The sequence below is a fragment of the Acidovorax sp. GW835-FHT14G06 genome (assembly GCF_058793595.1).
On record NZ_JBXAGA010000005.1, the window covers coordinates 396,816 to 421,264 of the forward strand.

The window sequence follows — 24,449 nt, forward strand, 5'->3', positions numbered from 1 at the left end:
CAGCCTCCTTGGAACTGCGGCAACTTATGCATGCCCGTTCCAACCCTGATTGCCAGTTTAACGATCAAGTCCCCGAATGCCCACGCCTTCTGCCGCAAATACCCCTCCATCTGTGCCGATTCAGGTGCGTGGAGCCTGCCCGCACGATTGTCCTGATACCTGCGCCCTGCTGACCACCGTGGACGAGCACGGCGTGGCCACCCGCGTGCAAGGCAACCCCGACCACCGCCATACCGATGGCGTGCTGTGCGCCAAGGTGAGCAAGTACACCGAACGCAGCTACCACCCCGAGCGTGTGCTCACCCCGCTCAAGCGCACGGGCCCCAGGGGCAGCGGGCAGTTCACCCCGGTCAGCTGGGACGAAGCCCTGGCTGACATCGCGCAGCGCCTGCAATCCATCGCCGCCCGCGCGCCCGAGGCCATCCTGCCCTACAGCTACGCGGGCACCATGGGCATGGTGCAGGGCGAAAGCATGGACCGGCGCTTCTTCCACCAGCTGGGCGCCTCGCAGCTGGACCGCACCATCTGCGCATCTGCCGGGGCCGAGGCGCTGGTGCAGACATTGGGCGGCAAGGTGGGCATGAAGGTGGAGTTTTTTGCCGAGTCGCAGCTCATCGTCATCTGGGGCAGCAACTCCATTGGCAGCAACCTCCACTTCTGGCGCTACGCCCAGCAGGCCAAGCGCAATGGCGCACGGCTGGTGTGCATTGACCCCCGCAAGAGCGAGACGGCCGACAAGTGCCACGAGCACATTGCCCTGCGCCCCGGCACCGACGCCGCACTGGCCCTGGCGCTGATGCACGAGCTGATCGTGAACGACTGGCTGGACCACGACTACATCGCCCGCCACACGCTGGGCTGGGAGCCATTGCGCGAGCGCGCACTGCAGTGGCCGCCCGAACGCGCGGCCGAGGTGTGCGGCATTCCGGTGGAGCAGATCCGCCAGCTGGCCCAGGACTACGGCACGACGAAGCCCGCCGCCATCCGCCTGAACTACGGCATGCAGCGTGTGCGTGGCGGCGGCAATGCGGTGCGCGCCGTGGCCTGCCTGCCTGCGCTCACGGGCGCCTGGCGCCACCGCGCGGGCGGCGTGCTGCTGTCCAGCTCGGGCCAGTTCCCCGCGCAGCGCGCCGTGCTGCAGCGACCCGACCTGATGCCGGCCCAGATACCGCGCACCATCAACATGTCCACCATTGGCGACGACCTGCTGCGCGAGGCCTCGCCCGCGTTCGGCCCGAAGGTGGAGGCCGTCGTGGTCTACAACAGCAATCCCGTGGCCGTGGCGCCTGACTCCAGCAAGGTGGTGCAGGGCTTTGCGCGCGAGGACCTGTTCACCGTGGTGCTGGAGCACTTCAAGACCGACACGGCCGACTACGCCGACTACATCCTGCCCGCCACCACGCAGCTGGAGCACTGGGACATCCACCTGAGCTACGGCCACACCGACGTGCTGCTCAACCGCCCCGCCATTGCGCCCCAGGGCCAGGCACGCAGCAATGCGCAGATCTTCCGCGACCTGGCGGCGCGCATGGGCTTTGCCGAGCCCTGTTTTGACGAGAGCGACGAGGCCCTGTGCCGCCAGGCGTTTGGCGACGCAGTGGACTACGCACTGCTTGAAAGCCAAGGCTTTGCCACGCTGGCGCTGCCCGATGCGCCGTTCGCCGAAGGCAACTTCCCATCACCCTCTGGAAAGTGCGAGTTCTACAGCGCCCGCCTGGCCGCCCAGGGCCTGGACGGCCTGCCCGACCACCTGCCCAACTACGAACTGCAGGGCACGGACGCCCGCTACCCGCTGGCCATGATCTCGCCGCCCGCGCGCAACTTCTTGAACTCCACCTTCGTGAATGTGCAGAGCCTGCGCAACATCGAAGGCCGCCCGGTGCTGGAGATCCACCCCGACGATGCCGAAGCACGTGGCATTGCCAACGACGCCGTGGTGCGCGTGTTCAACGACCGGGGCAGCTACCTGTGCCACGCCACCGTCTCGCGCCGCGCGCGGCCGGGCGTGGTCAACGGCCTGGGCATCTGGTGGCGCAAGCTGGGGCTGAACGGCACCAACGTGAACGAGGTGACCAGCCAGGCGCTGACCGACCTGGGCCGCGCGCCCACGTTTTATGACTGTCTGGTGGAAGTGGAGGCCACAGGCGCCGCCGATGTCGGCATGGATGCCGGGGCCCGCGTCGGCACCACGGCCTGAGGGCAGCTTGAGATGCCGAGTTTGCTATCTATTCAATAGCTGCCCGCGCAATATCCACTAGCGCTTGCAGCCATTTTTACCCTTAACCTGCGCAAACACCCGTTCTGCGCAGGATCTGCGGCTGTGCAGGGTTCCTTCGCGGCCCCTTACCCCAACAGCTTCAGCAAGGCATGGGCGCCCTGCTCGGACGATGCCGGGTTCTGCCCTGTGATCAGCGTGCCGTCGGTCAGCACATAGGGTGCCCAGTCAGGGCCTTTGGAATACACGCCGCCGTTGGCCTTGAGCATGTCTTCCACCAGGAAGGGCACGATCTGGGTCAACTGCACCGCGTCTTCTTCGCTGTTGGTAAACCCAGTGACCTTCTTGCCCTTGACCAGGGGCGTCCCGTCGGGCGCCTTGGTGTGGCGCAATACGCCGGGTGCGTGGCACACCAGTGCCAGCGGTTTGCCGGCCGCAAAGGTCTTTTCGATGAGGGCAATGGACTGCGCGTCTTCCGCCAGGTCCCACAGCGGGCCGTGGCCGCCGGGGTAGAACACGGCATCAAAGTCCTCGGCCTTCACGCTGGACAGGGGCACGGTGCTGGCCAGCTGCTGCTTCGCTGAAGCATCGGCCTTGAAGCGGCGCGTGGCATCGGTCTGGGCGCTTTCGTCGTCGCTTTTGGGGTCCAGGGGCGGCTGGCCGCCCTGGGGCGATGCGAGCGTGATCTGCACGCCTGCATCCTTGAACACGTAGTACGGTGCCGCAAACTCTTCCAGCCAGAAGCCCGTCTTTTTGCCGGTGTCGCCCAGTTGGTCGTGGGACGTCAGAACCATGAGGATGTGTGCCATGGAAGTCGCTTTCGGTGTGGGGGGGTTGATCGGAAAAACCAAACCATCACCGTACCAGCCATCGGGCCCGTTGTCCCGCCATGCAGGCCGGTTTGCGGCATTGGCTTACAGCACGGCGCTACAGCACCTGCGGGCCCTCAACCTGTCAACGCAGCTGCCTAGCCAGGAACTCCGCCACCTCGTTCTCCAGCGTGGCGTGGTAGGCCACCCGGTCAAAGCCTTCGGGGTTGGCGGCGGCGTCTCCCGCCTCGGACGCCAGCGGCCAGACAGACTGGGCCATGAAGGCGAAGTGGCCTGCACCCGGCACCGTACTGGCCTGTGCAGACGGCAAATTCGCTGCCACATAGCCGCCGTGGTAGGGGCCCACAAGCACGGCATCGCGCTCGGCCACCATCAGCCGCACGGGCACGCTGATGGCCTTCAGGCTGTCTGGCGTGAACACCACAGCCATGGGCGCCATGGCCACCACGGCGCGGATGCGGGGGTCTGCCACCGAGACCAGCGGACCATCAAGCGCAGGGGCGCCGGCCTGTGTGGTTGCCGCGGTGGCGGCCACAGGTGCCTCCTTGGAAGTCTGGGCGGCCTGGCCACGGGCGGGCAGCTTGCCCAGGCTGCAAAAGCCGGGGTCGTCCGACACGCTGCGGCAGTGCTGTGCCGCACGGGCCGGTTCGGCCTGCGCACCGGCCAGGGCCAGCACGGTGTAGCCACCTGCCGAATGCCCCACGGCACCAATGCGCCCGGCCGGAATGCGGGGGCCCCATTCGGGGCTGGCCAGCAGCGCGTCCAGCACGCGGCTCACCTGGCGGGGGCGCTCGCTGAAGTAGCGGCCCGAGGTAATCATCGACCGGTCTTCCCAGTTGTCGCCCGGGTGGCGCAACGCCGCCACCAGATAGCCGTCGGCCGCCAGGCGCGTGGCCAGGTTGTGGTGGCCCAGTTCATGGCCGCCCGTGCCGTGCGAGATGAGGATCAGGCCCTTGAGGGGCGCGGTTGCCACCGGGGCGCCCGGCGTGACCACGGGCCGCCAGGGCCCCATGGGCTGGGTGCGCGCCACCACCGGCGTGGGGTAGAACAGCGCCACGGTCACGGGCTCTGCGCCCGGTACCACCAGGGTGCGCAGGCCGGCGTACTGGGCCGATGCCGGTGTGGCGCAGGCCAGCATTGCCACAAAAGCTGCCAGCAGCGGGGCACGGGCTTTGCGCCACGCGGAGCGGAGGGCCAGGATGAGGATGAGGGTCACGGTGCGCCTTTCGTCAAATGCCACCCAAGGAGGTGGCTTGACGGCACTGTAGGCGGCGCAAGGGGCGGGCTCCAGCGCCCTGCGACGAAACGCTGCTGCGCGGCGCGAAATGCAGCGCAGGCGGGGCAAGCAGGAGAGAGGGCCTGGGACCCCGCCCTCCCCGTCCACCTCCATTTACAGCGCAGCTTCGAGGATGCGGCGGCTCACCGCCGGGGTGATCTCGCGCTGTTCGCCCAGCGTCACCATGCCGTGCGCTTCCAGCTGCGTCACCACGGTGTTCACCACCTCGCTGCCCAGACCGTAGCCCGACAGGCGCGTGGCGATGCCCATGCTCTCAAAGAAATCGCGCGTGCGCTCGATGGCGGCAGTGATGCGTTCGTCCTCGCTGCCGGTGGTGATGCCCCACACGCGCTCGCCGTACTGCAGCAGCTTGGCGCGCTTGGCCACCCGGCGCTCGTTCAGCAGCGCGGGCAGCACGATGGCCAGGGTGCGCGCGTGGTCGATGCCGTGCAGCGCCGTCAGCTCGTGGCCGATCATGTGCGTGGCCCAGTCCTGCGGCACGCCCGCGCCGATCAGGCCGTTGAGCGCCATGGTGGCGGCCCACATCAGGTTGGCGCGGTCGTCGTACACGGGCTCGGGGGCGGTCAGCAGGCGCGGGCCGATCTCGATCAGCGTCTGCAGGATGCCTTCGGCAAACCGGTCCTGCACGGGTGCGTTGACCGGGTAGGTCAGGTACTGCTCGACCGTGTGCACAAACGCATCCACCACGCCATTGGCCAGTTGCTGGGGTGGCAGGGTGTAGGTCTTGGTGGGGTCGAGCACCGAGAACACCGGGTAGGTGTGCACGCTGCCAAACGACAGCTTGGCGCCCTTGGCGCGGTGGGTGATGACGCCGCCGTTGTTCATCTCCGAGCCCGTGGCGGGCAGCGTGAGCACGGAGCCAAACGGCATGGCGCCCTTGACGTTGCGGCCGTGCTTTTCGAGGATGGCCCAGGGGTCATCGCCTTCAAAACGGACGGCGGCGGCGATGAACTTGGTGGCGTCGATCACCGAGCCGCCGCCCACGGCCAGCAGAAAGTCGAACCCGCCTTCGCGGATCTGCGCCACGGCCTTCATGGAGGTTTCGTAGCTTGGGTTGGGCTCGATGCCGCTGAAGGTGGCGTGCTGGCGTTCGCCCAGTGCGGTGCGCACTTCGGCCAGGGTGCCGGTCTTTTCGGCGCTGGCGCCGCCCACCAGGATCAGCACCTTGGCCGCAGCGGGCACGAGCTTGGCCAGGTCTGCGATACGCCCTTGTCCAAAAACGATGTGGGTGGGGTTGTGGAAGTCGAAATTCAGCATCGGGGTCTTTCTAGGGAAGGCCGGCGCATGCGCCGTCGGGGGACGCATTGTGCGGCGCACCGGCGCCCCGGCGGCGTCGCGCGGGCGATAGCCCTGCCACCGCCGCGTTCATACCGTGCCCTTCAGCGAAAACCGGCGATCTGGTGCACGGTGTCCGCCAGCCGCTGGGGTTGCGAAAAATACGCCGAGTGGCTGGCGTCGATGGACGACACCGTGGCGCAGGGCGAGGCCGCGATCATCTTGCGCTGCAGGTCGATGGTCACGGCCCGGTCCTGCGTCAGCTCGATGTAGTGCCGGGGCACGCTGCCATAGCGCGGCGCCGTCAGCGCAAGCCGCGTGAGTGCGGGCAGCGAAGGCTCGGGCGTGAGCAGCGCCTGGGCCAGCGCCACGTCGGCGTCCGAGCAATCGGCATACAGCGCGGGGCGGTACGCCTCGGGCGCCAGGTGGTCGGTCAAGGTGCTGCGGCTGACATGGATGTGGCGCGCCACCAGCGAGGCCTTGTCCTGCCGGAAGAAGTCCGTCACCCGCTCGCCGTGGCGCAGCATGTAAGCCGCCAGGTAGGTCACGCCCACCAGCTTGTGGGGTCGCAGTTCGGCCACGGTGGACGCCACAATGCCGCCCCGGCTGTGCGCCACGACAAGCGCTGGACCATCCAGCGCATCGAGTACCCGACATACATGCGACGCCATGGCCGAGAGCGTGGTGCGCCCGCGTGCCAGCCGCCAGTGGCGGCCATGGGCGGGCAGGTCAGGCACATGCACCTGGTGCCCCCGGGCCTGCAGAAGCGGAACCACTTTGTGCCAGCACCAGGCGCCATGCCAGCTGCCGTGCAAAAGAACGATACTCATGAAGATGCCTTTGGGTGTTGGGGAGAAGTGCCGGGCGCCAGATGCGCCACCAGCCGGGCGAGCGATGGCAGGGAGCCCCACTCCAGCCAAAGCGTAAAACCGCTCCGCCCCGGGCACTCGCTGAATCCGGACCACCGATTGGCGGCCGGTGGTGCGCCTCACACCCTTCCCTCTGCCCCCTGCCAGCTACCGACCAAAGTCAGGAGGCGACCCCTTGCTGCCACAGCGCCTCTAACCGCGCGGCCACGAAGTCGCGCAGCGCACGCACCAGCGGTGTGAGCTGCCTGCGGCTGGGGGCCACCAAAAACAGCGGGACCGCCTCGGTGGTCCAGTCGGTGCACAGTGGCACCAGACGGCCTGCGGCTAGGTCGTGCGCCACGTCAAAGTACGACTTGTAGGCAATGCCGCGCCCCAGCACCGCCCAGCGGCGCACGGCATCGCCGTCGTTGGCCACGTTGTGGCTGCGTACGCGCACCTGCGCCTCCTGGCACGCCGCGTCCCAGAACCGCCAGCGGTCGTGCACGTCCTCGCCCAGCATGAAGCACAGGCAGTCATGGTCAACCAGCGCATGGGGGGTAGGGGGCGCGCCGTGGGCCGCCAGGTAGGCCGGGGCCGCACACAGCACCCGCCGGTGCTCTGCCGCCAGCGGCAGTGCGACCAGGCTCGAATCCTGGGGATTGCCATAGCGAAAGGCGGCGTCCACAGGCTCGCTGTACACGTTGGCCATGCGGTCCGACAGTTGTAGTCGGACGGTGATGCCCGGGTGCTCGGCTTGGAACTCGTCGAGCCAGGGCAACAACACATTGCGCCCCAGGTCGGATGGCGCCGCCAGTTGCAGCGTGCCGCTCAGCGCACCCGCCCGGCCGCTGGCCAGCTGCCCCTGCACCTGCTGCAGCGCGGCCAGCGCGGGGCGGCAGTGCTCCAGAAACAACGTGCCCTCTGGCGTGAGCCGCAGGCTGCGCGTGGAGCGCACAAACAGCAGCACGCCCAGCTCCGCCTCCAGCCGCTTGAGCGCCGCGCTGGCCGCCGCAGGGGTCAAGTCCAGCGCCCGGGCCGTGGCCGACAGACTGCCGCTGTCCACCGTGCGCACAAAGATGTCGAGGTCTTGCAGGCTTTTCATGGCGGGTTGGGATGTTGTTGGTCCTATTTCCAATTTTTTATTGAATATTCATTCAATATGTCGTCTATTTAAAAACAAATCCAAAAGGCCAATCATCGGTGCATCTCCTTTCAGACACAGGACCACCCATGAAAGCCATCGGCTACCAAACCGCCCACCCCATTGACCGCCCCGAGTCACTGCTCGACATCACCCTGCCCGACCCCGTGGCCACTGGCCGCGACCTGCTGGTGGAGGTGCACGCCGTCTCGGTCAACCCCGTGGACACCAAGGTACGCAAAAGCAGCTCGCGCAGCGGCGACGGCCCTGACTACAAGGTGCTGGGCTGGGATGCCAGCGGCATCGTCCGCGCCGTGGGCCCCGATGTGACGCTGTTCCAGCCCGGCGATCGCGTCTGGTACGCAGGCTCCATCGCACGCCAGGGCACCAACAGCGAACTGCACCTGGTGGACGAGCGCATCGTGGGCCACGCGCCGAAGTCGCTGGACTTTGCCGAGGCCGCCGCACTGCCGCTGACCACCATCACCGCGTGGGAGCTGCTGTTTGACCGCCTGGGCGTGGCGCCAGGCAAGCAGCCCACCAACAAGACCCTGCTCATCATCGGCGCGAGCGGTGGTGTGGGCTCCATCCTCACGCAGCTGGCGGCGCGGCTCACCAGCCTCACGGTGATCGGCACCGCATCGCGCCCCGAAACGCAGCAGTGGGTGCGCGACCTGGGCGCCCACCACGTCATCGACCACAGCCAGCCGCTCACACAAGAGCTGGCCCGCATCGGCCACCCCACGGTGGACATCGTCGTGAGCCTCACGCAGACCGACGCGCACTTCGACCAGATCGTCGAGGCCATCGCGCCGCAGGGCCAGTTCGCGCTGATCGACGACCCGGTGTCGCTCGACGTGACGAAGTTCAAGCGCAAGTCGGTGTCGGTGCACTGGGAGCTGATGTTCACCCGCGCACTGTTCGGCACCGCCGACATGATCGGCCAGCACCGGCTGCTGACCGAGGTGGCGCAGCTGGTGGATGCGGGGCTGATTCGCACGACGCTGGACCAGCGCTTTGGAACGATCAATGCCGAGAATCTGAAGCGCGCACATGCGCTGATCGAGAGCGGCAAGGCGCGGGGCAAGCTGGTGCTGGAGGGGTGGGCCTGAAGACCTGCGGGCCACGCAGGGGGCGTAGCACCACCCGCGCGGCAGATTGTGTGTCGGGCTGAAAAATACTGTATTTATAAACAGTCTTTCAGGTATAAATCAGGGCACCACAACCCGAGGAGACCTCCCATGCTGGACCACATGACCTTCCGTGTCACCGACATCGCCCGCACCAAGGCGTTCTACACCGCTGCCCTCGCGCCTTTGGGCTACAGCCTGTGTTTTGAAGGCAACTACGGCTCGAACATGCTGGGCTATGCCTACCCGGCTCCGTCCGAGCCCGACGGCAAGAAGGCGGATGTGTGGTTCATCGACGGCCCCTCGCCCTACGGCGGCCCGCCCGCCACCACGGGCTGCCACCTGGCGTGGCGGGCCACCACGCGGGCCCAGGTCGATGCCTTCTACCGCGCCGCCATCGAAGCCGGGGGCCAAGACAACGGCGCCCCGGGCCTGCGGCCCGACTACCACCCCCACTATTACGGCGCATTTGTCATCGACCCCGAGGGCAACAACATCGAGGCGGTGTGCCACCTGCCGGAGTAAGAAACGCCGCTGCACCCTCCGCAGAGGGCGCGTCGCCAAGCGAGTGCACCCGTGGAACTGGCTTTGCCAGGCCAACGGGTGCGTCCCCCTGGGGGGAAGCGGCGCAGCCGCTCAGGGGGGTCAGTCGAGTTTCACGCCTGCCGCTTTGATGATCTCGCCCCAGCGCTTGGACTCGGAGCGTGCCATAGCGCGGAACTGCTCGGGCGTGCCGGGCAGGGCTTCCATGCCGAAGTCGGCCATGCGCTTGACCACGGCGGGGTTGAGCAGGGCCTTGTTCAAGTCGCCGTTCAGGCGCGCCGTGATCGCAGCGGGCAGACCGGCGGGCGCCAGGATGCCCTGGAACGCAAACACTTCGGTGTTGGGCACACCGGCTTCGGCCAAGGTGGGCACGTCGGGCAGCGCGGCCACGCGCTTGGCCGAGCCAATGGCCAGCGCACGCACCTTGCCCGAGGTGATCACCGGCAGGCCAGCGGCCAGGTCCAGGAACATGCAGGGCACCTGGCCGCCCATCACGTCCTGCAGCGCAGGCGCCGCGCCGCGGTAGGGGATGTGGGTGAGGAAGGTCTTGGTGCGGTTCTTGAACATCTCCATCGCCAGGTGGTGTGGCGAACCATTGCCGGGCGATGCGTAGTTGAGCTTGCCGGGGTTGGCGCGCGCGTAGGCGAGGAATTCCTTCACCGTCTTGGCTTCAAACGCCGGGTGCACCACCAGCGCCAGCGGAAAGCGGCTGATGCCGCCCACGTAGGTGAAGTCCTTTTCAGGGTTGAACGGCAGCTTGGTGAACAGGTGTTCGTTGTAGGCCAGGATGGCGTTGTCGGCCGACATGAAGGTGTTGCCGTCGGGCTTGGCCGTGGCCACCATCTGGCCACCGATGTTGGTGGATGCGCCAGGGCGGTTGTCCACCACGATCTGCTGGCCCAGCGTCTGGCGCATGGCCTCAGCCACGGTGCGGGCCAGCACGTCGGTGCCGCCACCGGCGGGGTACGGCACCACCCAGCGCAGGGGCTGGTCGGGCCAGGCGGACTGGGCGGCGGCCCAGGGCGCGGCGGTAGTAGCGCCTGCGGCGGCCAGGGCGGACAAGAGGGTACGGCGTTGCATGGGGTTGTCTCCTTGATACTATGAATTTGATAGCTGCAAGCGCATGTTCCTCTAGCGCATACAGCCGTTTTTATTCAAATTTTGCTCTGCGGGGCCTCAGGCGGCCGGTGCGGCAATGGTCTGGTCGATGGCGCCAAAAATGCTGGCGCCGTCCTTGCCTTTCACCTCGATGCGGATGGTGTCGCCAAACTTCATGAAGTCGGTGCTGGGCTTGCCGTCCTGGATGGTTTCGATGCAGCGCTTTTCGGCGATGCAGCTGTAGCCCTTGGGCCACTCCATGCGGCCGTTCTGCTCCACGCCCTTGTTGCTGACAGTGCCGCTGCCCACGATGGAGCCGGCGCGCACGTTGCGCGTCTTGGCGATGTGGGCAATGAGCTGGCCGAAGTGGAAGGTCATTTCGGGGCCCGCGTCGCACATGCCGACCTTGCGGCCGTTCCAGGTGGACTGCACGGTGAGGTTGACGCGGCCGTGGTCCCAGGCGTCGCCCAGCTCGTCCAGTGTGACGGCCACGGGTCCGAAGGCGGTGGCGGGCTTGCTCTGGAAGAAACCAAAACCCTTGGCCAGCTCGGCCGGGATCAGGTTGCGCAGGCTCACGTCGTTGGCAATCATCACCAGGCGGATGCCGTCCAGCGCCTGGTCGGCGGTGGTGCCCATCTTCACGTCGCCAGTGATGACGGCGATCTCGGCCTCGAAGTCGATGCCCATGGCTTCGCTGGGCACCACGACGTCGTCGCAGGGGCCGATGAAGTCGTCGCTGCCGCCCTGGTACATCAGGGGGTCGGTGTAGAAGCTTTCGGGCACTTCGGAGTTGCGCGCTTTTCGCACCAGTTCAACGTGGTTGATGTAAGCCGAGCCGTCGGCCCATTGGTAGGCGCGGGGCAGCGGGGCCATGCACTGGGCGGGGTCAAACGGGAAGGCATGGCGCGCGCGGCCGCTGTTGAGCTGGTCGTACAGGTCCTGCAGCTGGGGCGAGATGAAGCCCCAGTCGTCCAGCACCTGCTGCATCTTGCTGGCAATGCCGGTCGCATAATGGGCCGTGCCCAGGTCGCGGGAGACGACAACCAGTTGGCCGTCGCGCGAGCCGTCTTTGTAGGTAGCGAGTTTCATGGTGGCAGGACCTTTGTCTCAGAAGGGTTGATGGGCACCGCTAGCGAAAATTACGCTTGGGTAAATTGATTTAACTAAACAAAACTCGCAAATTTTAGTGCACATGGACAAAGAACGTGCAGGAATTCAATCGGTCGAGGTGGGTTTTGCCCTGCTGGAGGGGCTGACCCGCTCGCGCGGGCCGCTGATGCTCAAGGACGTGGCCGCCTCGGCGGGCATGAGCGCGGCCAAGGCGCACCGGTATCTGGTGAGCTTTCAGCGCCTGGGCCTGGTCACGCAAGACCCGCGCACCGCGCGCTATGACCTAGGCCCGGCCGCACTCAAGCTGGGGCTGGCGTCGCTGACGCGGCTCGATGGCGTGCGCCTGGCCCGCGAGCGCATGCCCGCGCTGATGGAAACCATCGGCCACACGTTGGCGCTGGCCGTGTGGGGCAACCATGGCCCCACCATCGTGCACTGGGAGGAATCGCCCCAGGCCGTCACCGCCAATCTGCGCCTGGGCGACGTGATGCCGCTGCTGTCATCGGCCACGGGCCGGTGTTTTGCGGCCTTCATGTCGCCCGAGGTGGTGGCGCCGCTGCTGAAAGAGGAGCTGGCCCGCGCCGTGAAGATGCGCCGCACCGACCTGCCCGCCACCATGGCCGAAGTGAACGCACTGCTGGCCGAGGTGCGCGAGCGCGGCGCGGCGCGCGTGGTGGACACGCTGCTGCCGGGCATCGTCGCCTTCTGCGCGCCGGTGTTCGACGCCGACGGCCACCTGGAGCTGGGCATCACCACGCTGGGATCCATCGCCACCTTTAACCCCGAATGGGGCGGCGCCATTGATGCGCCGCTGCGCGCGGCCGCAGCCCAGCTGTCCAGCGACCTGGGCGCAGGCAGCGCCTGACGGCCCCGTACCCGCACACACAAGCAGCGAGCAGATGCCACGGCGCGCGCTGGTTTTCATCACGGCCCTGGTGCTGGCCCTGCACTGGCTGGTGCTCAGCGGCGTGCCCCTGGCCTGGGACAGCCCTGCACAGCCGTCCAGCCAGGTGTTCAGCACGCGCAGCATCGCGCCCGCACCGCCCCCACCAGCCGTTGCGCCCTCCGGCGTGACCGCCGCGCCCGTTGCCGCACCGCAGCCCCCGGCCCGTAAAAAGGCGCACTCCCCCAAGCGCCCCCCAGCCCCTGCCGTCCCAGACCGTCCCGAGGCGCCACTGGCTGCCGCCCCTGTCACGGAAGCCGGCGCGCCTGCGGACCCTGGTGCCGCAACCACCGTGGCCAGCGCAACCCCTGAGACGCCTGCCGACGACGCCGCCCCTGCGCCCGCGCCTGCGGCATCTGCACCCGCAACCCCGCCAGAGCCTGCCACCGAAGACGCCCAGACCGGCACGGGCGTGGACATCCGCCCTCCCGGAGGCACCGGCCGCAGTGCCAGCACCCCACCGCCGCCCGTGCGCATGCCCGACCCCACGCGCCTCGCGTTTGATGTGAGCGGCCAGGCCAAAAAGTTCGCCTACAGCGCCCGGGCCGAATTGCTGTGGCAGCACGACGGCAATCGCTACGAGGCGCGCCAAGAGATCAGCGCCTTCCTGGTGGGCACCCGCACGCAGCGCAGCGTGGGCGCGGTCACAGCGCAGGGGCTGCTGCCCGAAAAATTCTCCGACAAATCCCGCAGCGAGCAGGCCGCGCACTTTGACTACGACAAGGGCCGTGTCACCTTCAGCGCCAACACGCCCGACGCAGCGGCAGGGCCGGGCGTGCAGGACCGCCTGAGCCTGTTCATCCAACTAGGCGCCCTACTGGCCGCAGACCCGGGCCGCTTTGTGCCCGGCACCCAGATCACGCTGACCACGGTGAGCGCCCGCAGCGCCGACCGCTGGACCTTCACCGTGGAAGGCCCCGAAACCCTGGACCTGCCCGCCGGGCCCACGCCCGCCCTCAAGCTGCTGCGCTTGCCCCGCAAGGACTACGACCAGAAGGCCGAACTCTGGGTAGCGCCGGGGCTGGGTTATCTGCCCGTGCGCATCAAGCTCACCCAGGCCAACGGCGATTTCGCCGACCTGCTGCTGCGCGCCAGCAGCCCACCCTGAGAACCTGTTCAAAGCACTGCCTCCGATGGCTCGCGCCGCACGGAGTGTTGCGCCCATACGCCATCCGGGCAAAAAAGCCCCGCGAACCCGGCGTGCTCCGTTTTTCATGAAATACTGCAACGCAGCAGGGGACAAAAAGCCGTGGTTTGGCCCGGGGACCTTGAACTCTGCGCACCCGCTGTCATCTGACATCTATATCGACAAGGGGAACACGATGCACATGCTCTACGACTCAGAATCCTTCGTGGTGGTCCATATGCTGCCCGATGCCGTGGAGAAAAAGAGCGCCCAGGTGCTCAACGACACCGCCCCCGCCGTTCCCCAGCTTGCGCGCCATGGTTTTGAAATCGTGGACAAGCGCTCCGGCAAAGAGGTCTACCTGGACGGCTCCTGGGCCGAGATGTTCCAGGAACAGATCCTGGCCTGGCAGCGCGACACGCCCACCCAGGAAGAAGTGGAAGACGCACTGGATCGCTACGCGGGCCTGGCGCAAAACCCGGTGGTGGTGCACTGACACCGTGACAAAGGCCGGTGCGTTAGCTCAGCCTACCGAGCCTTCGTGTGCGCTGGGCGGATAAATCCGCCGGTACAGCGGGTCCACCAGCATCAGCACCGCAATCAGCCGGCACACCTGGAACGCCGTCACCACGGGCACCCCCAGCTGCAGCACCTTGGCCGTGATGGCCATCTCGGTGATGCCGCCGGGCGAAGTGCCCAGCAGCAAGGTGACCCAGGGCAGCCCCGTCGCCCAGGCCAGGGCACCGGCAAACAGTGCGCACACGCCCATCAGCGCCACCGTGCCCAGCGCCACCGACGCCAGCCAACGCGGCGCGGTGTGCAAGAACTCCGCGCGAAACCGCACGCCCAGGCTCACCCCGATCACGAGCTGCGCTGCGTTGACCATGCCCTGGGGCACCGCCGACAGGCTCTGGCCCGCCATGGTCAGGCCCATGGACACCAGCATCGCCCCCATGAACCAAGGGTTGGCGCGGCCCAGCCGGTCCATCAGCAACGCCCCTGCACCGGTCAGCAGCGCCATCAGCGCCAGCCCCGGCCAGTTCACCACCCGCAGCGTGGGCGGCAGGATATCGAGGCCGTGCAGGCCGCTGAACTGCAGCGCGAACGGAATGGTCACCGTAACAATCAGCAGCCGCAGGCTGTGGCTGGCGGCCACCAGGTCAGTGCGTGCGTTTTCGCGCTCGGACAACAAGGTCATCTCGGACGCCGCCCCAATCGCGCCGGCAAAGTAGCTGGTGGCGCGCAGCATCGGTGCAGGAACACCGTGCATGCGGGGCGCATGCACGCGGTAAAGCCACGCACCAAACAGCCAGCCCAGGAACAGCGCCCACGCAATGCCCAGCACGATGGCCCACCACAGGCCGCCGATCAGCGCGACCACCTGGGGCGTGAAATACAGGCCCAGCGCGGCGCCAATGGTCCATTGCCCGGCGTTGCGCAGCGGGCCCCAGCTTTCGGTGGGGCCGCCGGCCATCGACACGACAGAAGTAGCCAGCAGTGGGCCGATCATCCAGGGCAGCGGGGTCTGCAGGGCCACACAGGCGGCGGCAGCGGCCCACGCCAAGGCCAGGGTGGCCAGGGTGCGAACAATAAAGAGGGGGCGCATACGGGAAACGGCAGGCAGGCAAGCAAGCAAACAGGCGCGGCGGGGCGCGCGCGCAACCCCGCAGTATCGCGCGAGCCGCTGGCCCTGCAGCCGCCAAGGCGCTGCCCAGACGGAACGGCTGGCATCGCCACCGGGCAACGGCCGCGTAGCACAGGGCGCCAAGCAGTCCCTGGGGCAGCTGGCGCCAAATTTCAGCCCTAGCGGCCTCTTGCGCTAGTCGAATATGTGCTTGCAGCTATATTTTTAATAGCAATCAAACCGCACCCCGCCGCGCAGCCATCTCCTGCCCCATCGCCGCAAGGGACGCGGGCGGCAGCAAAGTGGCGGCAGCAGGGTAGGCCACGCCTTCTTCGGCGGCGATGTGAGCGTCATACCGCATGGCAAAACGGTCCAGCGCGGCCTCGTCCTGGGGCGTGAAGCCGGTGGCGCTTTCATCCAGCAACGCTTGCAGCCCGGCCCGGGCCGCTGCCCAGTCGGTGGTCATGGCCACGTGGTCGTGCTGCAGGCGCGTGACCAGCGCCCGGACCTCGGGCGTGGCCTGGGCGAGCAGCAGGGGGAACACATGCAGTTCTTCGTCCTGATGGTGCAGCGGCGCCGCGATGTCGAAATAACGCAGCACATCCCGCGCGGCCTGGCGGGCATCGTGGTCCACGCCCTGCTTTCGCACATGCTCACGCAAGCGGCCCAGCAAATCCAGCGTGCGCTGCACGCGTTCGTGGCAGGCCTCCAGCATGGCAAAAGGCTGCTCAAAGCCCACGGCCGGTGCGCTGAAGCCGGGCAGATGACTTGGCGCAGCGGCAGATACGGATGCCGATACGGGTGCAGATGCGGATGCGGACGCGGGTACGGACGCCTGTGCCATGGCAGGCCTCAGCCAAACCGCACAGGGTGACCCTGGCGGTCAAACGGAATGAACGCCCCATGCGCCCCACCCTTGATCGCATCCACCATGCGCTGCAAGGGCGCCTCGGCATCGGCGCTGGTGGGGGCCTGGTTCAGCGTGCCGGACATCGCCGCCGCAAACACGATCGCCCAGTCGTGACCCGGGGCGGTGAACTGGCGGGCCTCGCCCACCAGTGCGTCGAACGAAGCCAGTTCCTGCGGTGTCTTGTCCACACACATCAGCGGCACCAGGGCACCGCCCTGCCCGGCTTCAAAGCGCGCGCGCTGCGCGGGGGTGGCATCGTCCGGCAGCTCTACCGCCGCAAACACAAACAACAGGCGCTGCGGCTCCGGCTGCATGCGTGCGGCCTGCAGCAGATCGTCAAAACTGGAAATATCCATGAAGAAGTCTCGCAATCCAAGAAAGGTAGGGGCTGAAGTACCGGCTTCAAAAACCGGGCACCACGCCCCGTTCGGTATCCAGCGTGCTCACATAGGCACCTGCCGCAGGGCGAGCGCGCGCCGCCTTGCGCGACAACACGGTGCCAATGCTGATGAAACACAGGGCCTGCTCAGACGCCGCCAGCCGAAACAGGGCACGCAGGCTGGCCGCCTTCAGCGCCTTGCCGCTGGTCAGTGCCGAACCGTAGCCCTGCGCAGTGGCCATCAGCAGCATGTTCTGCACGGCACAGCCGGCGGAGACGGTGCGCTCGGCCAGATCAATCTCGGCGTCGCCCCGCTCGGCATCCACCACCGCCAACAGCAACACCGGGGAGCGGTACGCCTTCTCGCGTGCCTGCTCGGCCTGCTCGGGGGTGGCGGCAGAGTCGCGCTCCAGCAGGGCCTGCGCAAACACATCGGCCAGTGGCTGGCGCGCGGCCTGCGGCACGAGGATGAAGCGCCACGGAAGCAGCTGGCCGTGGTCTGGCGCGTGGGCTGCGGCCTGGAGGATCTGCGCCAGCTCGGCCGCGTTGGGGCCGGGCCCGCCCAGGCGCTTGGGCAGGATGGTCTGGCGCGACTGGATCAGCGCCGCCGCCAGCCCGGCCACATCGTCAGGCGCACTGGCCCGCGCCGCAGCCGGCCGCGCACGGGACGATGGGTTCAACGGCCAGGGGATGACAGACATGGGGAATCCTTCCAATGCTTAACGTGTGCGCCGGGAAGGCCGGTGTTGAACCTGCCCGTTCATCCACAGCTCCCCAGGTGCCCACACTGCGTGCAGTAGTCGCAACCGTCCTTGCGGATGACCGCATGGGCCCCACACTCGCTGCACTTCTTGCCCGCCATGGCCTGTGGCACGGCCACGGGCGGTGGGGCGGGCTCGTCCAGCGGCAGTTGCTGCTGCACCGGGTCGGCCACGCGGCGCGCCAGGATGTTCTGGATGGCATAGGCCATGGCCGCCACTTCGGAGTCGTGCCACATGGGCACCAGCGTGCCATCGTCCTTGCGGTGCGTACCAAGGCGCACAGGCCCGCGGTCCCAGGCCACCTTGCGCATGTCAGACAGCGCCCGCTCCAGAAAGCCGCCCCGCGCCGCCAGCGACAACATGCGCATGCTGGACGTGATCCACTGCTGCGACTCGCCGCTCTGGCCCACCGGCATGAAGAACTCGATGGCGCGGTCGACCGTGCCGGTGCCCACGCCCGTGGGCACCGGCAGGAAGGAAACGATGAGGTACAGCGTCTTGTGACCTTCCTGCGTCCAGTATTCAAGCTTTTCCGCCACCGCCGAGAGCCCCCCTTGCGGACGGCTTTCGATCACGGTGCGCATGGGGTCCACCGGGGGTGCGGGTGGCGCCACAGGCGCAGCAGCGGGCGCGGGCGCAGGTTCCGCATGGGTTTCGAGCACCGAACCCAGAATGCTGTTGGGCCGGTAGGTGGCCAGACCCTTGAGCTTGGCGCGCCAGGCCTGGAGGTACAGGTCCTTGAATCCTTCGTAGGGGTAGTCAGCGGGAATGTTGACAGTCTTGGAAATGGCGGTGTCCACAAACGGCTGCACGGCCTCCATCATGGCGATGTGGCCTTCGGCGGGCATGGCGAGGGCAGAGACGAAATAGTCCGGCAACGCCTGTACATCCCCGCCCAGCTCGCGGTACACGCGCCAGGCGTGGTCCTCCACCGCGTACTCGGTGGTGCTGCCATCAGACTCGCGCTTCTTGCGCTTGTACATCCACGAAAACGGCGGCTCGATGCCGTTGGAGGCGTTGTCGGCAAACGCCAGGCTCACCGTGCCCGTGGGGGCGATGGACAGCAGGTGGCTGTTGCGAATGCCGTGCTCATGGATCAACGCCTTGAGCGATTCGGGCAACCGGCTCGCAAAGGTGCCCTGCGCCAGGTACCCCCGCGCGTCAAACTTCGGGAACGCCCCTTTCTCGCGCGCCAGCTCCACTGACGCCGCATAGGCCGCATCGCGCATGGATTCGGCAATGCGGGCGGCCATGGTGCGCCCCTCGGGCAGGTCATAGCGCAGGCACAGCATGGCCAGCGTGTTGCCCATGCCCGTAAAGCCCACACCGATGCGGCGCTTGGCCATGGCCTCGTCGCGCTGCTGCGGCAGCGGCCAGTAGGTCACATCCAGCACGTTGTCGAGCGCGCGCACCTGCAGTGCCACGGCCCTGGTAAAGGCATCAAAGTCAAACGCGGCCACACCGCCGAACCCGAACGGATGACGTACGAAGCGCGTGAGGATGATGGGCCCCAGGTCACAGCAGCCGTAGGAGGGAAGTGGCTGCTCACCGCATGGGTTCGTCGCCGCGATCTCCTCGCAGTAGTGCAGGTTGTTGTCTTCGTTGATGCGGCCCAGAAACAGGATGCCAGGCTCGGCAAAGTCGTAGGCCGATTGCATGATCGTGTCCCACAGCTCGCGCGCGGGCACGGTGGCATACACCCACAGGCCATCGGCACGCTGGCGGGCGCCCTGTGCCAGCAGGGCGGCACCGGGGCTGGCCTTGTGCACCAGCTCCCACGGCGCGTTGTTCTGCACCGCGTGGATGAATTCGTCCGATACACCCACCGACACGTTGAAGTTGTTCCAGCGGCCTGGCGTGCGCTTGGCGGTGATGAACTCGTGCACATCGGGGTGGTCGATGCGCAACACGCCCATCTGGGCGCCGCGGCGCGCGCCAGCGCTCTCCACGGTGGAGCAGGACTGGTCGAACACGTTCATGTAGCTGCACGGCCCCGACGCCATCGAGGCCGTGGCCTTGACCTGCGCGCCCTTGGGCCGGATGCGGGAGAAGTCATAGCCTACCCCCCCACCACGGCGCATGGTCTCTGCGGCCTCGCGCAATGCCTCGTAAATGCCAGGAAAGCCCTCGTCGTCCACGCCCTGGATGCAGTCACCCACGGGCTGCACGAAGCAGTTGATGAGTGTGGCCTGGATTTCCGTGCCCGCTGCGCTCATGATGCGGCCCGCGCCGATGGCGCCTGCCTTCAGGTTGGCCAGGAACAGGGCTTCGTATTTGTCGCGAAGCTCTGGTTTTTCGACCGAGGCCAGGGCCCGCGCCACGCGCTGGTACAGCTCGTCGGCAGTGGTTTCGCCAGGTTTGAGGTATTTCTCCCGCAGCACATCCAGGCTGATGGGCTGCAGGGAAGAGATGGGGCTGAGAGGGGGCTGAGGTTCGCGTTTCATGGGGCCGATGATTTGGGTTTCACACTGAAACGGGGTTGCGTTCCATCAAGGAGCGCTCATTCCACTCCGAATGCCGACGCATGGCAAGCAGCTGACTGCTCACTCGTCCACCAGCACCTGCCCATCGTGCTCCACGTAGGGCTGGTAGGGGCCGGTGCCGCTGTGGTCCGACTGCGACGCGGGCACAAATCCACCGGTCTGGACGTCGAACACATGCACTTCGCCGTCCTCGATCACATAGTGCCAACCGTGCAGGCTGATCTGGCCCGACTGCACCCGGCTGCGCACCATGGGGTACTCCATGAGGCGCTCCAACTGCAGCACCACCGCGCGCTGTTCAGTGCGGCGCAATACCTCGGGGCCTGGCTGCATGGGCAACAGGGCCTCACGCCCCAGGTCCAGCCAGCGGTTGAGGTTGGGAGCCTCGGGCGACACCTCACCATACATCGCCTTGATGGCCCCACAGTGACTGTGGCCGCACACCACGATGCGGCGTACCTGCAGGTTGAGCACCGCAAACTCGATGGCCGCCGTGGTGCCATGGTGGCCATGCGACCCGTCGTACGGTGGGATGAACGCCCCCACATTGCGCACCAGAAACAACTCGCCCGGCCCCGCACCTGTCAGCAGGTAGGGCACCAGGCGGGAGTCGGAACACCCGATGAACAAGGTGGTGGGATGCTGCCCTTCGTCCACCAGCGCCTGGAACTGCTGGCGGTACTGGGGGAAAGCGTCGTCATGAAAGCGGCGCAAGCGGTCCAGCAACTCGTCGGGCATGGGCAGGCAATCGGGTAAAGGTGGTGTGCGGAGCAACTACTGTACGAGTGGTGTGTCGGCCGCGTCCAGCGCCACCCCTTCGACCACGGCGGCGCCCGCCAGCAGCTGCAGGTACTGGCGCAGCGCGTTCACCCAGGCCTGCTGGCGCAGGGTGAGCGCGATGGCTTGGCGCACGTCCTCGAACGAGGGCTGTTGCCCCGGGTCGCGGGCCACCACCTCCACCACATGCAGGCCGAAGCGGCTGTGCACCAGGCGCGCCAGCACGCCGATCTCGGCGCTGCCAAACACCTCGCGGGCGAACTCGGGAGCACAGTCGGCGCGGGTCAGCCAGCCCAGGTCACCACCTTGCTGGCCACTGGGGCAGTTGGACCACTGGGCGGCGGCCCTGGCGAACTGGGCGCCGCCATCGTCGGCGCAGCGCAATTCAATGAGCAAGGCCTCGGCCCGCAGGCGCAGCTGTTTCACGTCAACGCCTGGCGTCACCGCAAACAGCACATGGCGCAGTTGCGCGCGCTCACCTTGGGCATGGGCTGCGGGGTGGGCCTCGTGGTATCGGCGGCAGGCCTCCTCCGACGGATCGGGAATGGGCAGCTCAGTGTCCAGCAGTTGCTCGATGGCGTTGGAAGCCTCTGTGCTGATGGCGCCCTGGACACCCGGCACATCGTCTGCCGACAGCAGCCCCGCCTGCTGGGCGGCCTGGCGCAGCAGCTCGGTGCAAGCGCGTTGGCGCAGTGCCTCTTCGTCCAGCCGCTCGTGCGGGGCATTGAGTGTCACGCCGTTGACGCGTGCGATTGCCGCCATCGCGCCGCCCATTGCGCCCGCCACGGGTGTCGGGGGGGCTTGCAGGGGCACATCGGCCATGGTTGCAGCCAGGGCCTCGTAGGCGGCAGCCTGCGTGGGGGTCAGCGTGCTGGCAGGGGCTGCCGCAACAGTGCTGTCGGTGGAGCCGCATCCGCAGCTCCCGGTTCCACATCCGCTCATGGTGTGCTCCTTGATAGTCGGTGTATTTCAGGCGCGGCGGTCTTGCGACTGCATGTGGCCTGGGGGCAGATTCAGGCGGCGCGCACGCACCACCTGGTAGGGACGCAGCACATAGGCCAGCGTGCCAAAGCCGCTCCACACATGCACTAGGCGGGTGAACGGGAAGACCAGGAAAATCGTCATGCCGAGGAACATGTGGGCCTTGAAGATCCAGCCCGCCTCGGCCAGCAGCTCCACCCCGCCGCTGCGGAAGGTCACCACGCGCTGCCCCCACTCGGCCAGTTTCATCATCATGGAGCCATCCAGATGCTGCGCCGACATGGGAATGGTCGCCAGGCCCAGCGCCAGTTGCATCCACAGCAGCACGAGGATCAAGATGTCGCTGGTCTTGGACGTGGCGCGGATGCGCGCGTCCGACAGGCGGCGGTGCAGCAGGATGGACAGGCCGATGAAGCCCAGCACGCCAGCGAAGCCGCCGGTCACCATGGCCATGATCTGCTTGGCCCCCGCACTGATGAAGTGCTCGTACAAGAAGTGGGGCGTGAGCATACCGACCGTGTGGCCAAAGAACAGGAACAAAACGCCGATGTGAAACAGGTTGCTGCCCCAGCGCAGGCTGCCGGTGCGCAGCAGCTGCGATGAATCACTCTTCCAGGTGTACTGGTCACGGTCAAACCGCACCCAGCTGCCAATGAAGAAAACGGCCAGGCAAATATAGGGATAGATGCCAAACAACAGGGTGTCAAGCCAGGCGGTCATGCTGAGACTCCTTCGGGTGCCCGCTCGGCGCGGGGGGTACGAACAAAATGCAGAGGCTGCGGTTGGTCGGGCTTGGACTGGCCCTGGGTGCTGCAACCGCCAAACGCTTCGGGCTCAGCCCAGACTTCGTCCATGGGTGGCTCGGGAGTGAGCGCCACCGACTGCACGCGCTGGCCCGACACTTCGAGCACGGCGGCGATCACGCTGGCATAGGGGCTGTTGCGCGCGACCAATGCGCTGAACAAGGCATTCAGGATGTGGGCCATTTCGCCCAGGAACTCCCTGGCCACTTCGGGCGGCTGGGTGGAGGCGAACTCCAGCACCACGGGCAGGTGGTCGGGCAGCTCCTCCGCCTGAAACTGCAGGCCGGCCTTTTCGTAGGTCTGCAGCAGGTCGATGAGCGCCGGGCCCCGGTCGCGCGAGTCGCCGTGCACATGCTCGAACAGGTGCAAAGAAGTCTGGCGGCCGCGATCGAAGTTGTCCACGTAGCGGGCTTCGGCTTCGAGCGGGTCGAGTGCAGCCAGGTGCTCGCACACCGCGTTCAGCTCCTCCATGCGCTCGGCCGTCAGGGCTTGCTCGGTCTGCAGCGCATCGATGAGCTGCGGCATCACGCTGCGCAATTGCGCATCGGGGTAGCTCAGCAGGTAGCCCAGGGCGCGCAGGGTCAGGCGCACGGAGGTCGGGTTCTTCTTGAACATGGTGATTCCTTCCTGTGTGCGATCAGACCGTGGCCTTGATCGGGATCGTGCGGGGCTTCTTGCCGCCGAACATGCTGGTCTCAGTGGCGCCATCGGAGCAACCGTTGCCAAACGAGAAGCCGCAACCACCCCGGATGTCAAACGCGTTCTCGGCGTACTCGCGATGGGCTGACGGAATGACGAAGCGGTCCTCGTAGTTGGCAATCGCCATCACGTGGTACATCTCTTCGACCTCGGCCATCGACAGGCCCGCCTGCTTGAGCACCGACAGGTTCTGGCGCTGCTCCACATGCTTGTCTCGCTGGTAGGTGCGCATGGCCAGCATGCGTTCCAGCGCTCGCACCACGGGGCCGGTGTCACCAGCGGTCAGCAGGTTGGCGAGGTACTGCACAGGAATGCGTAGTTGCGACACGTCCGGGATCTCACCATTCACACCCACATGGCCGGCGTTGGCGGCCGCCGTGATGGGCGACAGCGGTGGCACATACCAGACCATGGGCAGCGTGCGGTACTCGGGGTGCAGCGGCAGGGCCACCTTCCAATCCACCGCCATCTTGTAGACGGGGCTGTTGCGGGCGGCGTCCATCCAGCTGTCCGGGATACCGTCGATGCGGGCCTGCTTGATGACGTCGGGGTCGTTCGGGTTCAGGAAGATGTCGAGCTGCGCCTGATACAGGTCGCGGTCGCGCTCCACGCTGGCGGCTTCCTGGATGCGGTCTGCGTCATACAGCAGCACGCCCAGGTAGCGGATGCGGCCCACGCAGGTTTCCGAGCACACGGTCGGCTGGCCCGCTTCGATGCGGGGGTAGCAGAAGATGCACTTCTCGGCCTTGCCCGATTGCCAGTTGTAATAAATCTTCTTGTAGGGGCAGCCTGAGACGCACATGCGCCAGCCGCGGCATTTGTCCTGGTCGATCAGCACGATGCCGTCTTCCTCGCGCTTGTAGATCGAGCCGCTAGGGCACGATGCCACGCACGCCGGGTTCAGGCAGTGCTCGCACAGGCGCGGCAGGTACATCATGAAGGTGTTTTCGAACTGGCCGTAGATGTCCTTTTGCACATCGTCGAAGTTCTTGTCCTTGCTGCGCTTGCTGAACTCACCGCCCAGGATTTCTTCCCAGTTCGGGCCCCACTCGATCTTCTCCATGCGCTTGCCGGTGATCAGGCTGCGCGGGCGGGCCGTAGGTGCGGCCTTGCTTTCAGGCGCCGACTGCAGGTGGTCGTAGTCGAACGTGAAGGGCTCGTAGTAGTCGTCGATCTGCGGCAGGTTGGGGTTGGCGAAGATGCGCATGAGCAGCTTCCACTTACCGCCCTGGCGGGGGGCGATGGAGCCGTCAGGGCTTCGCACCCAGCCGCCGTTCCACTTGTCCTGGTTTTCCCATTCCTTGGGGTAGCCGATGCCTGGCTTGGTTTCGACGTTGTTGAACCAGGCGTATTCCACCCCGGGGCGGCTGGTCCAGACGTTCTTGCAGGTGACGGAACAGGTGTGGCAACCAATGCACTTGTCCAGGTTCAGCACCATGCCGATTTGTGCGCGAATTTTCATCGTGTTTCTCCTTG

General features: G+C 66.8%; 23 protein-coding genes. 6 read left to right on the top strand and 17 right to left on the bottom strand.

Annotation, left to right across the window (positions count from 1 at the left end; translation table 11 throughout):
• The first annotated feature begins 76 nt into the window (after window positions 1-76).
• Window positions 77-2,197 (top strand): molybdopterin-containing oxidoreductase family protein, encoded by a 2,121-nt coding sequence (locus tag AC1Q64_RS11275; protein WP_492251384.1) that lies wholly within the window; start codon window positions 77-79, stop codon window positions 2,195-2,197.
• Between the two features lie 146 nt (window positions 2,198-2,343).
• On the opposite strand, the gene AC1Q64_RS11280 is transcribed toward AC1Q64_RS11275, so the two are convergent.
• From AC1Q64_RS11280 to AC1Q64_RS11300, 5 genes are all read right to left on the bottom strand, one after another.
• Entirely contained in the window at window positions 2,344-3,024 is a 681-nt protein-coding gene (locus tag AC1Q64_RS11280; RefSeq protein WP_121941797.1) for a type 1 glutamine amidotransferase domain-containing protein, read from the bottom strand.
• Window positions 3,025-3,169: 145 nt separating this feature from the next.
• A complete protein-coding gene (locus AC1Q64_RS11285; protein ID WP_199227781.1) occupies window positions 3,170-4,183 on the bottom strand; it encodes an alpha/beta hydrolase family protein in 1,014 nt (337 codons plus the stop codon).
• Window positions 4,184-4,435: 252 nt separating this feature from the next.
• Complete coding sequence (locus tag AC1Q64_RS11290; protein ID WP_492251385.1) at window positions 4,436-5,599, bottom strand: iron-containing alcohol dehydrogenase; 1,164 nt, start codon at window positions 5,597-5,599, stop codon at window positions 4,436-4,438.
• 122 nt (window positions 5,600-5,721) lie between these two features.
• Window positions 5,722-6,447 carry an alpha/beta fold hydrolase gene (locus AC1Q64_RS11295; RefSeq protein ID WP_492251386.1) on the bottom strand — a complete coding sequence of 242 codons (726 nt, stop codon included), beginning with the start codon at window positions 6,445-6,447 and terminating at the stop codon, window positions 5,722-5,724.
• 199 nt (window positions 6,448-6,646) lie between these two features.
• On the bottom strand, window positions 6,647-7,567 hold the full coding sequence (locus tag AC1Q64_RS11300) for a LysR family transcriptional regulator (RefSeq protein ID WP_492251387.1): 921 nt from the start codon (window positions 7,565-7,567) through the stop codon (window positions 6,647-6,649).
• A gap of 128 nt (window positions 7,568-7,695) precedes the next feature.
• Between AC1Q64_RS11300 and AC1Q64_RS11305 the strand changes: the two genes are divergently transcribed.
• Together AC1Q64_RS11305 and AC1Q64_RS11310 are read left to right on the top strand one after the other, a co-directional pair.
• On the top strand, window positions 7,696-8,718 hold the full coding sequence (locus AC1Q64_RS11305) for a zinc-binding alcohol dehydrogenase family protein (protein ID WP_492251388.1): 1,023 nt from the start codon (window positions 7,696-7,698) through the stop codon (window positions 8,716-8,718).
• A gap of 129 nt (window positions 8,719-8,847) precedes the next feature.
• The gene (locus AC1Q64_RS11310) at window positions 8,848-9,261 is read left to right on the top strand and encodes a VOC family protein (RefSeq protein WP_056745754.1); all 414 of its coding nucleotides are present in this window, start codon (window positions 8,848-8,850) and stop codon (window positions 9,259-9,261) included.
• A 120-nt stretch (window positions 9,262-9,381) separates the two neighbouring features.
• Here AC1Q64_RS11310 and AC1Q64_RS11315 read toward each other — a convergent pair whose 3' ends face one another.
• Both AC1Q64_RS11315 and AC1Q64_RS11320 read right to left on the bottom strand, forming a co-directional pair.
• Window positions 9,382-10,359: a Bug family tripartite tricarboxylate transporter substrate binding protein gene (locus AC1Q64_RS11315; RefSeq protein WP_056745756.1), complete on the bottom strand. Its 978-nt coding sequence runs from the start codon at window positions 10,357-10,359 to the stop codon at window positions 9,382-9,384.
• Between the two features lie 96 nt (window positions 10,360-10,455).
• Window positions 10,456-11,466 carry a fumarylacetoacetate hydrolase family protein gene (locus AC1Q64_RS11320; protein ID WP_108499870.1) on the bottom strand — a complete coding sequence of 337 codons (1,011 nt, stop codon included), beginning with the start codon at window positions 11,464-11,466 and terminating at the stop codon, window positions 10,456-10,458.
• A 103-nt stretch (window positions 11,467-11,569) separates the two neighbouring features.
• Here AC1Q64_RS11320 and AC1Q64_RS11325 point away from each other — a divergent pair, with 103 nt between their 5' ends.
• The 3 genes from AC1Q64_RS11325 (at window position 11,570) to AC1Q64_RS11335 (ending at window position 14,052) form a co-directional block, all read left to right on the top strand.
• Window positions 11,570-12,352 (top strand): IclR family transcriptional regulator, encoded by a 783-nt coding sequence (locus tag AC1Q64_RS11325; RefSeq protein ID WP_492251389.1) that lies wholly within the window; start codon window positions 11,570-11,572, stop codon window positions 12,350-12,352.
• 34 nt (window positions 12,353-12,386) lie between these two features.
• Entirely contained in the window at window positions 12,387-13,538 is a 1,152-nt protein-coding gene (locus AC1Q64_RS11330) for a DUF3108 domain-containing protein (RefSeq protein WP_492251390.1), read from the top strand.
• A gap of 214 nt (window positions 13,539-13,752) precedes the next feature.
• A complete protein-coding gene (locus tag AC1Q64_RS11335) occupies window positions 13,753-14,052 on the top strand; it encodes a BTH_I0359 family protein (protein WP_055392879.1) in 300 nt (99 codons plus the stop codon).
• A 27-nt stretch (window positions 14,053-14,079) separates the two neighbouring features.
• Here the strand turns inward: AC1Q64_RS11335 and AC1Q64_RS11340 are convergent, their stop codons facing one another.
• The 10 genes from AC1Q64_RS11340 to narH form a co-directional block, all read right to left on the bottom strand.
• Entirely contained in the window at window positions 14,080-15,162 is a 1,083-nt protein-coding gene (locus AC1Q64_RS11340; RefSeq protein ID WP_056059827.1) for an AbrB family transcriptional regulator, read from the bottom strand.
• A 253-nt stretch (window positions 15,163-15,415) separates the two neighbouring features.
• A complete protein-coding gene (locus AC1Q64_RS11345; protein ID WP_492251391.1) occupies window positions 15,416-16,024 on the bottom strand; it encodes a hemerythrin domain-containing protein in 609 nt (202 codons plus the stop codon).
• Between the two features lie 8 nt (window positions 16,025-16,032).
• The gene (locus AC1Q64_RS11350; protein WP_492251392.1) at window positions 16,033-16,446 is read right to left on the bottom strand and encodes a ribonucleotide reductase subunit alpha; all 414 of its coding nucleotides are present in this window, start codon (window positions 16,444-16,446) and stop codon (window positions 16,033-16,035) included.
• Window positions 16,447-16,492: 46 nt separating this feature from the next.
• Window positions 16,493-17,170: a nitroreductase family protein gene (locus tag AC1Q64_RS11355; protein ID WP_492251393.1), complete on the bottom strand. Its 678-nt coding sequence runs from the start codon at window positions 17,168-17,170 to the stop codon at window positions 16,493-16,495.
• A gap of 59 nt (window positions 17,171-17,229) precedes the next feature.
• A complete protein-coding gene (locus AC1Q64_RS11360) occupies window positions 17,230-19,674 on the bottom strand; it encodes an adenosylcobalamin-dependent ribonucleoside-diphosphate reductase (RefSeq protein ID WP_492251394.1) in 2,445 nt (814 codons plus the stop codon).
• Window positions 19,675-19,773: 99 nt separating this feature from the next.
• Window positions 19,774-20,451 (bottom strand): carbonic anhydrase, encoded by a 678-nt coding sequence (locus AC1Q64_RS11365; protein WP_015012284.1) that lies wholly within the window; start codon window positions 20,449-20,451, stop codon window positions 19,774-19,776.
• A gap of 36 nt (window positions 20,452-20,487) precedes the next feature.
• Window positions 20,488-21,432 (bottom strand): peptidylprolyl isomerase, encoded by a 945-nt coding sequence (locus AC1Q64_RS11370; RefSeq protein WP_492251395.1) that lies wholly within the window; start codon window positions 21,430-21,432, stop codon window positions 20,488-20,490.
• A 27-nt stretch (window positions 21,433-21,459) separates the two neighbouring features.
• The gene (narI, locus tag AC1Q64_RS11375; RefSeq protein ID WP_291434111.1) at window positions 21,460-22,191 is read right to left on the bottom strand and encodes a respiratory nitrate reductase subunit gamma; all 732 of its coding nucleotides are present in this window, start codon (window positions 22,189-22,191) and stop codon (window positions 21,460-21,462) included.
• Window positions 22,188-22,889 (bottom strand): nitrate reductase molybdenum cofactor assembly chaperone, encoded by a 702-nt coding sequence (narJ, locus tag AC1Q64_RS11380; protein ID WP_291434112.1) that lies wholly within the window; start codon window positions 22,887-22,889, stop codon window positions 22,188-22,190. Before narJ ends, narI begins: the two co-directional genes overlap by 4 nt.
• Window positions 22,890-22,911: 22 nt before the next feature.
• Window positions 22,912-24,435 (bottom strand): nitrate reductase subunit beta, encoded by a 1,524-nt coding sequence (gene narH / locus AC1Q64_RS11385; protein WP_492251396.1) that lies wholly within the window; start codon window positions 24,433-24,435, stop codon window positions 22,912-22,914.
• Between the last annotated feature and the right edge of the window lie 14 nt (window positions 24,436-24,449).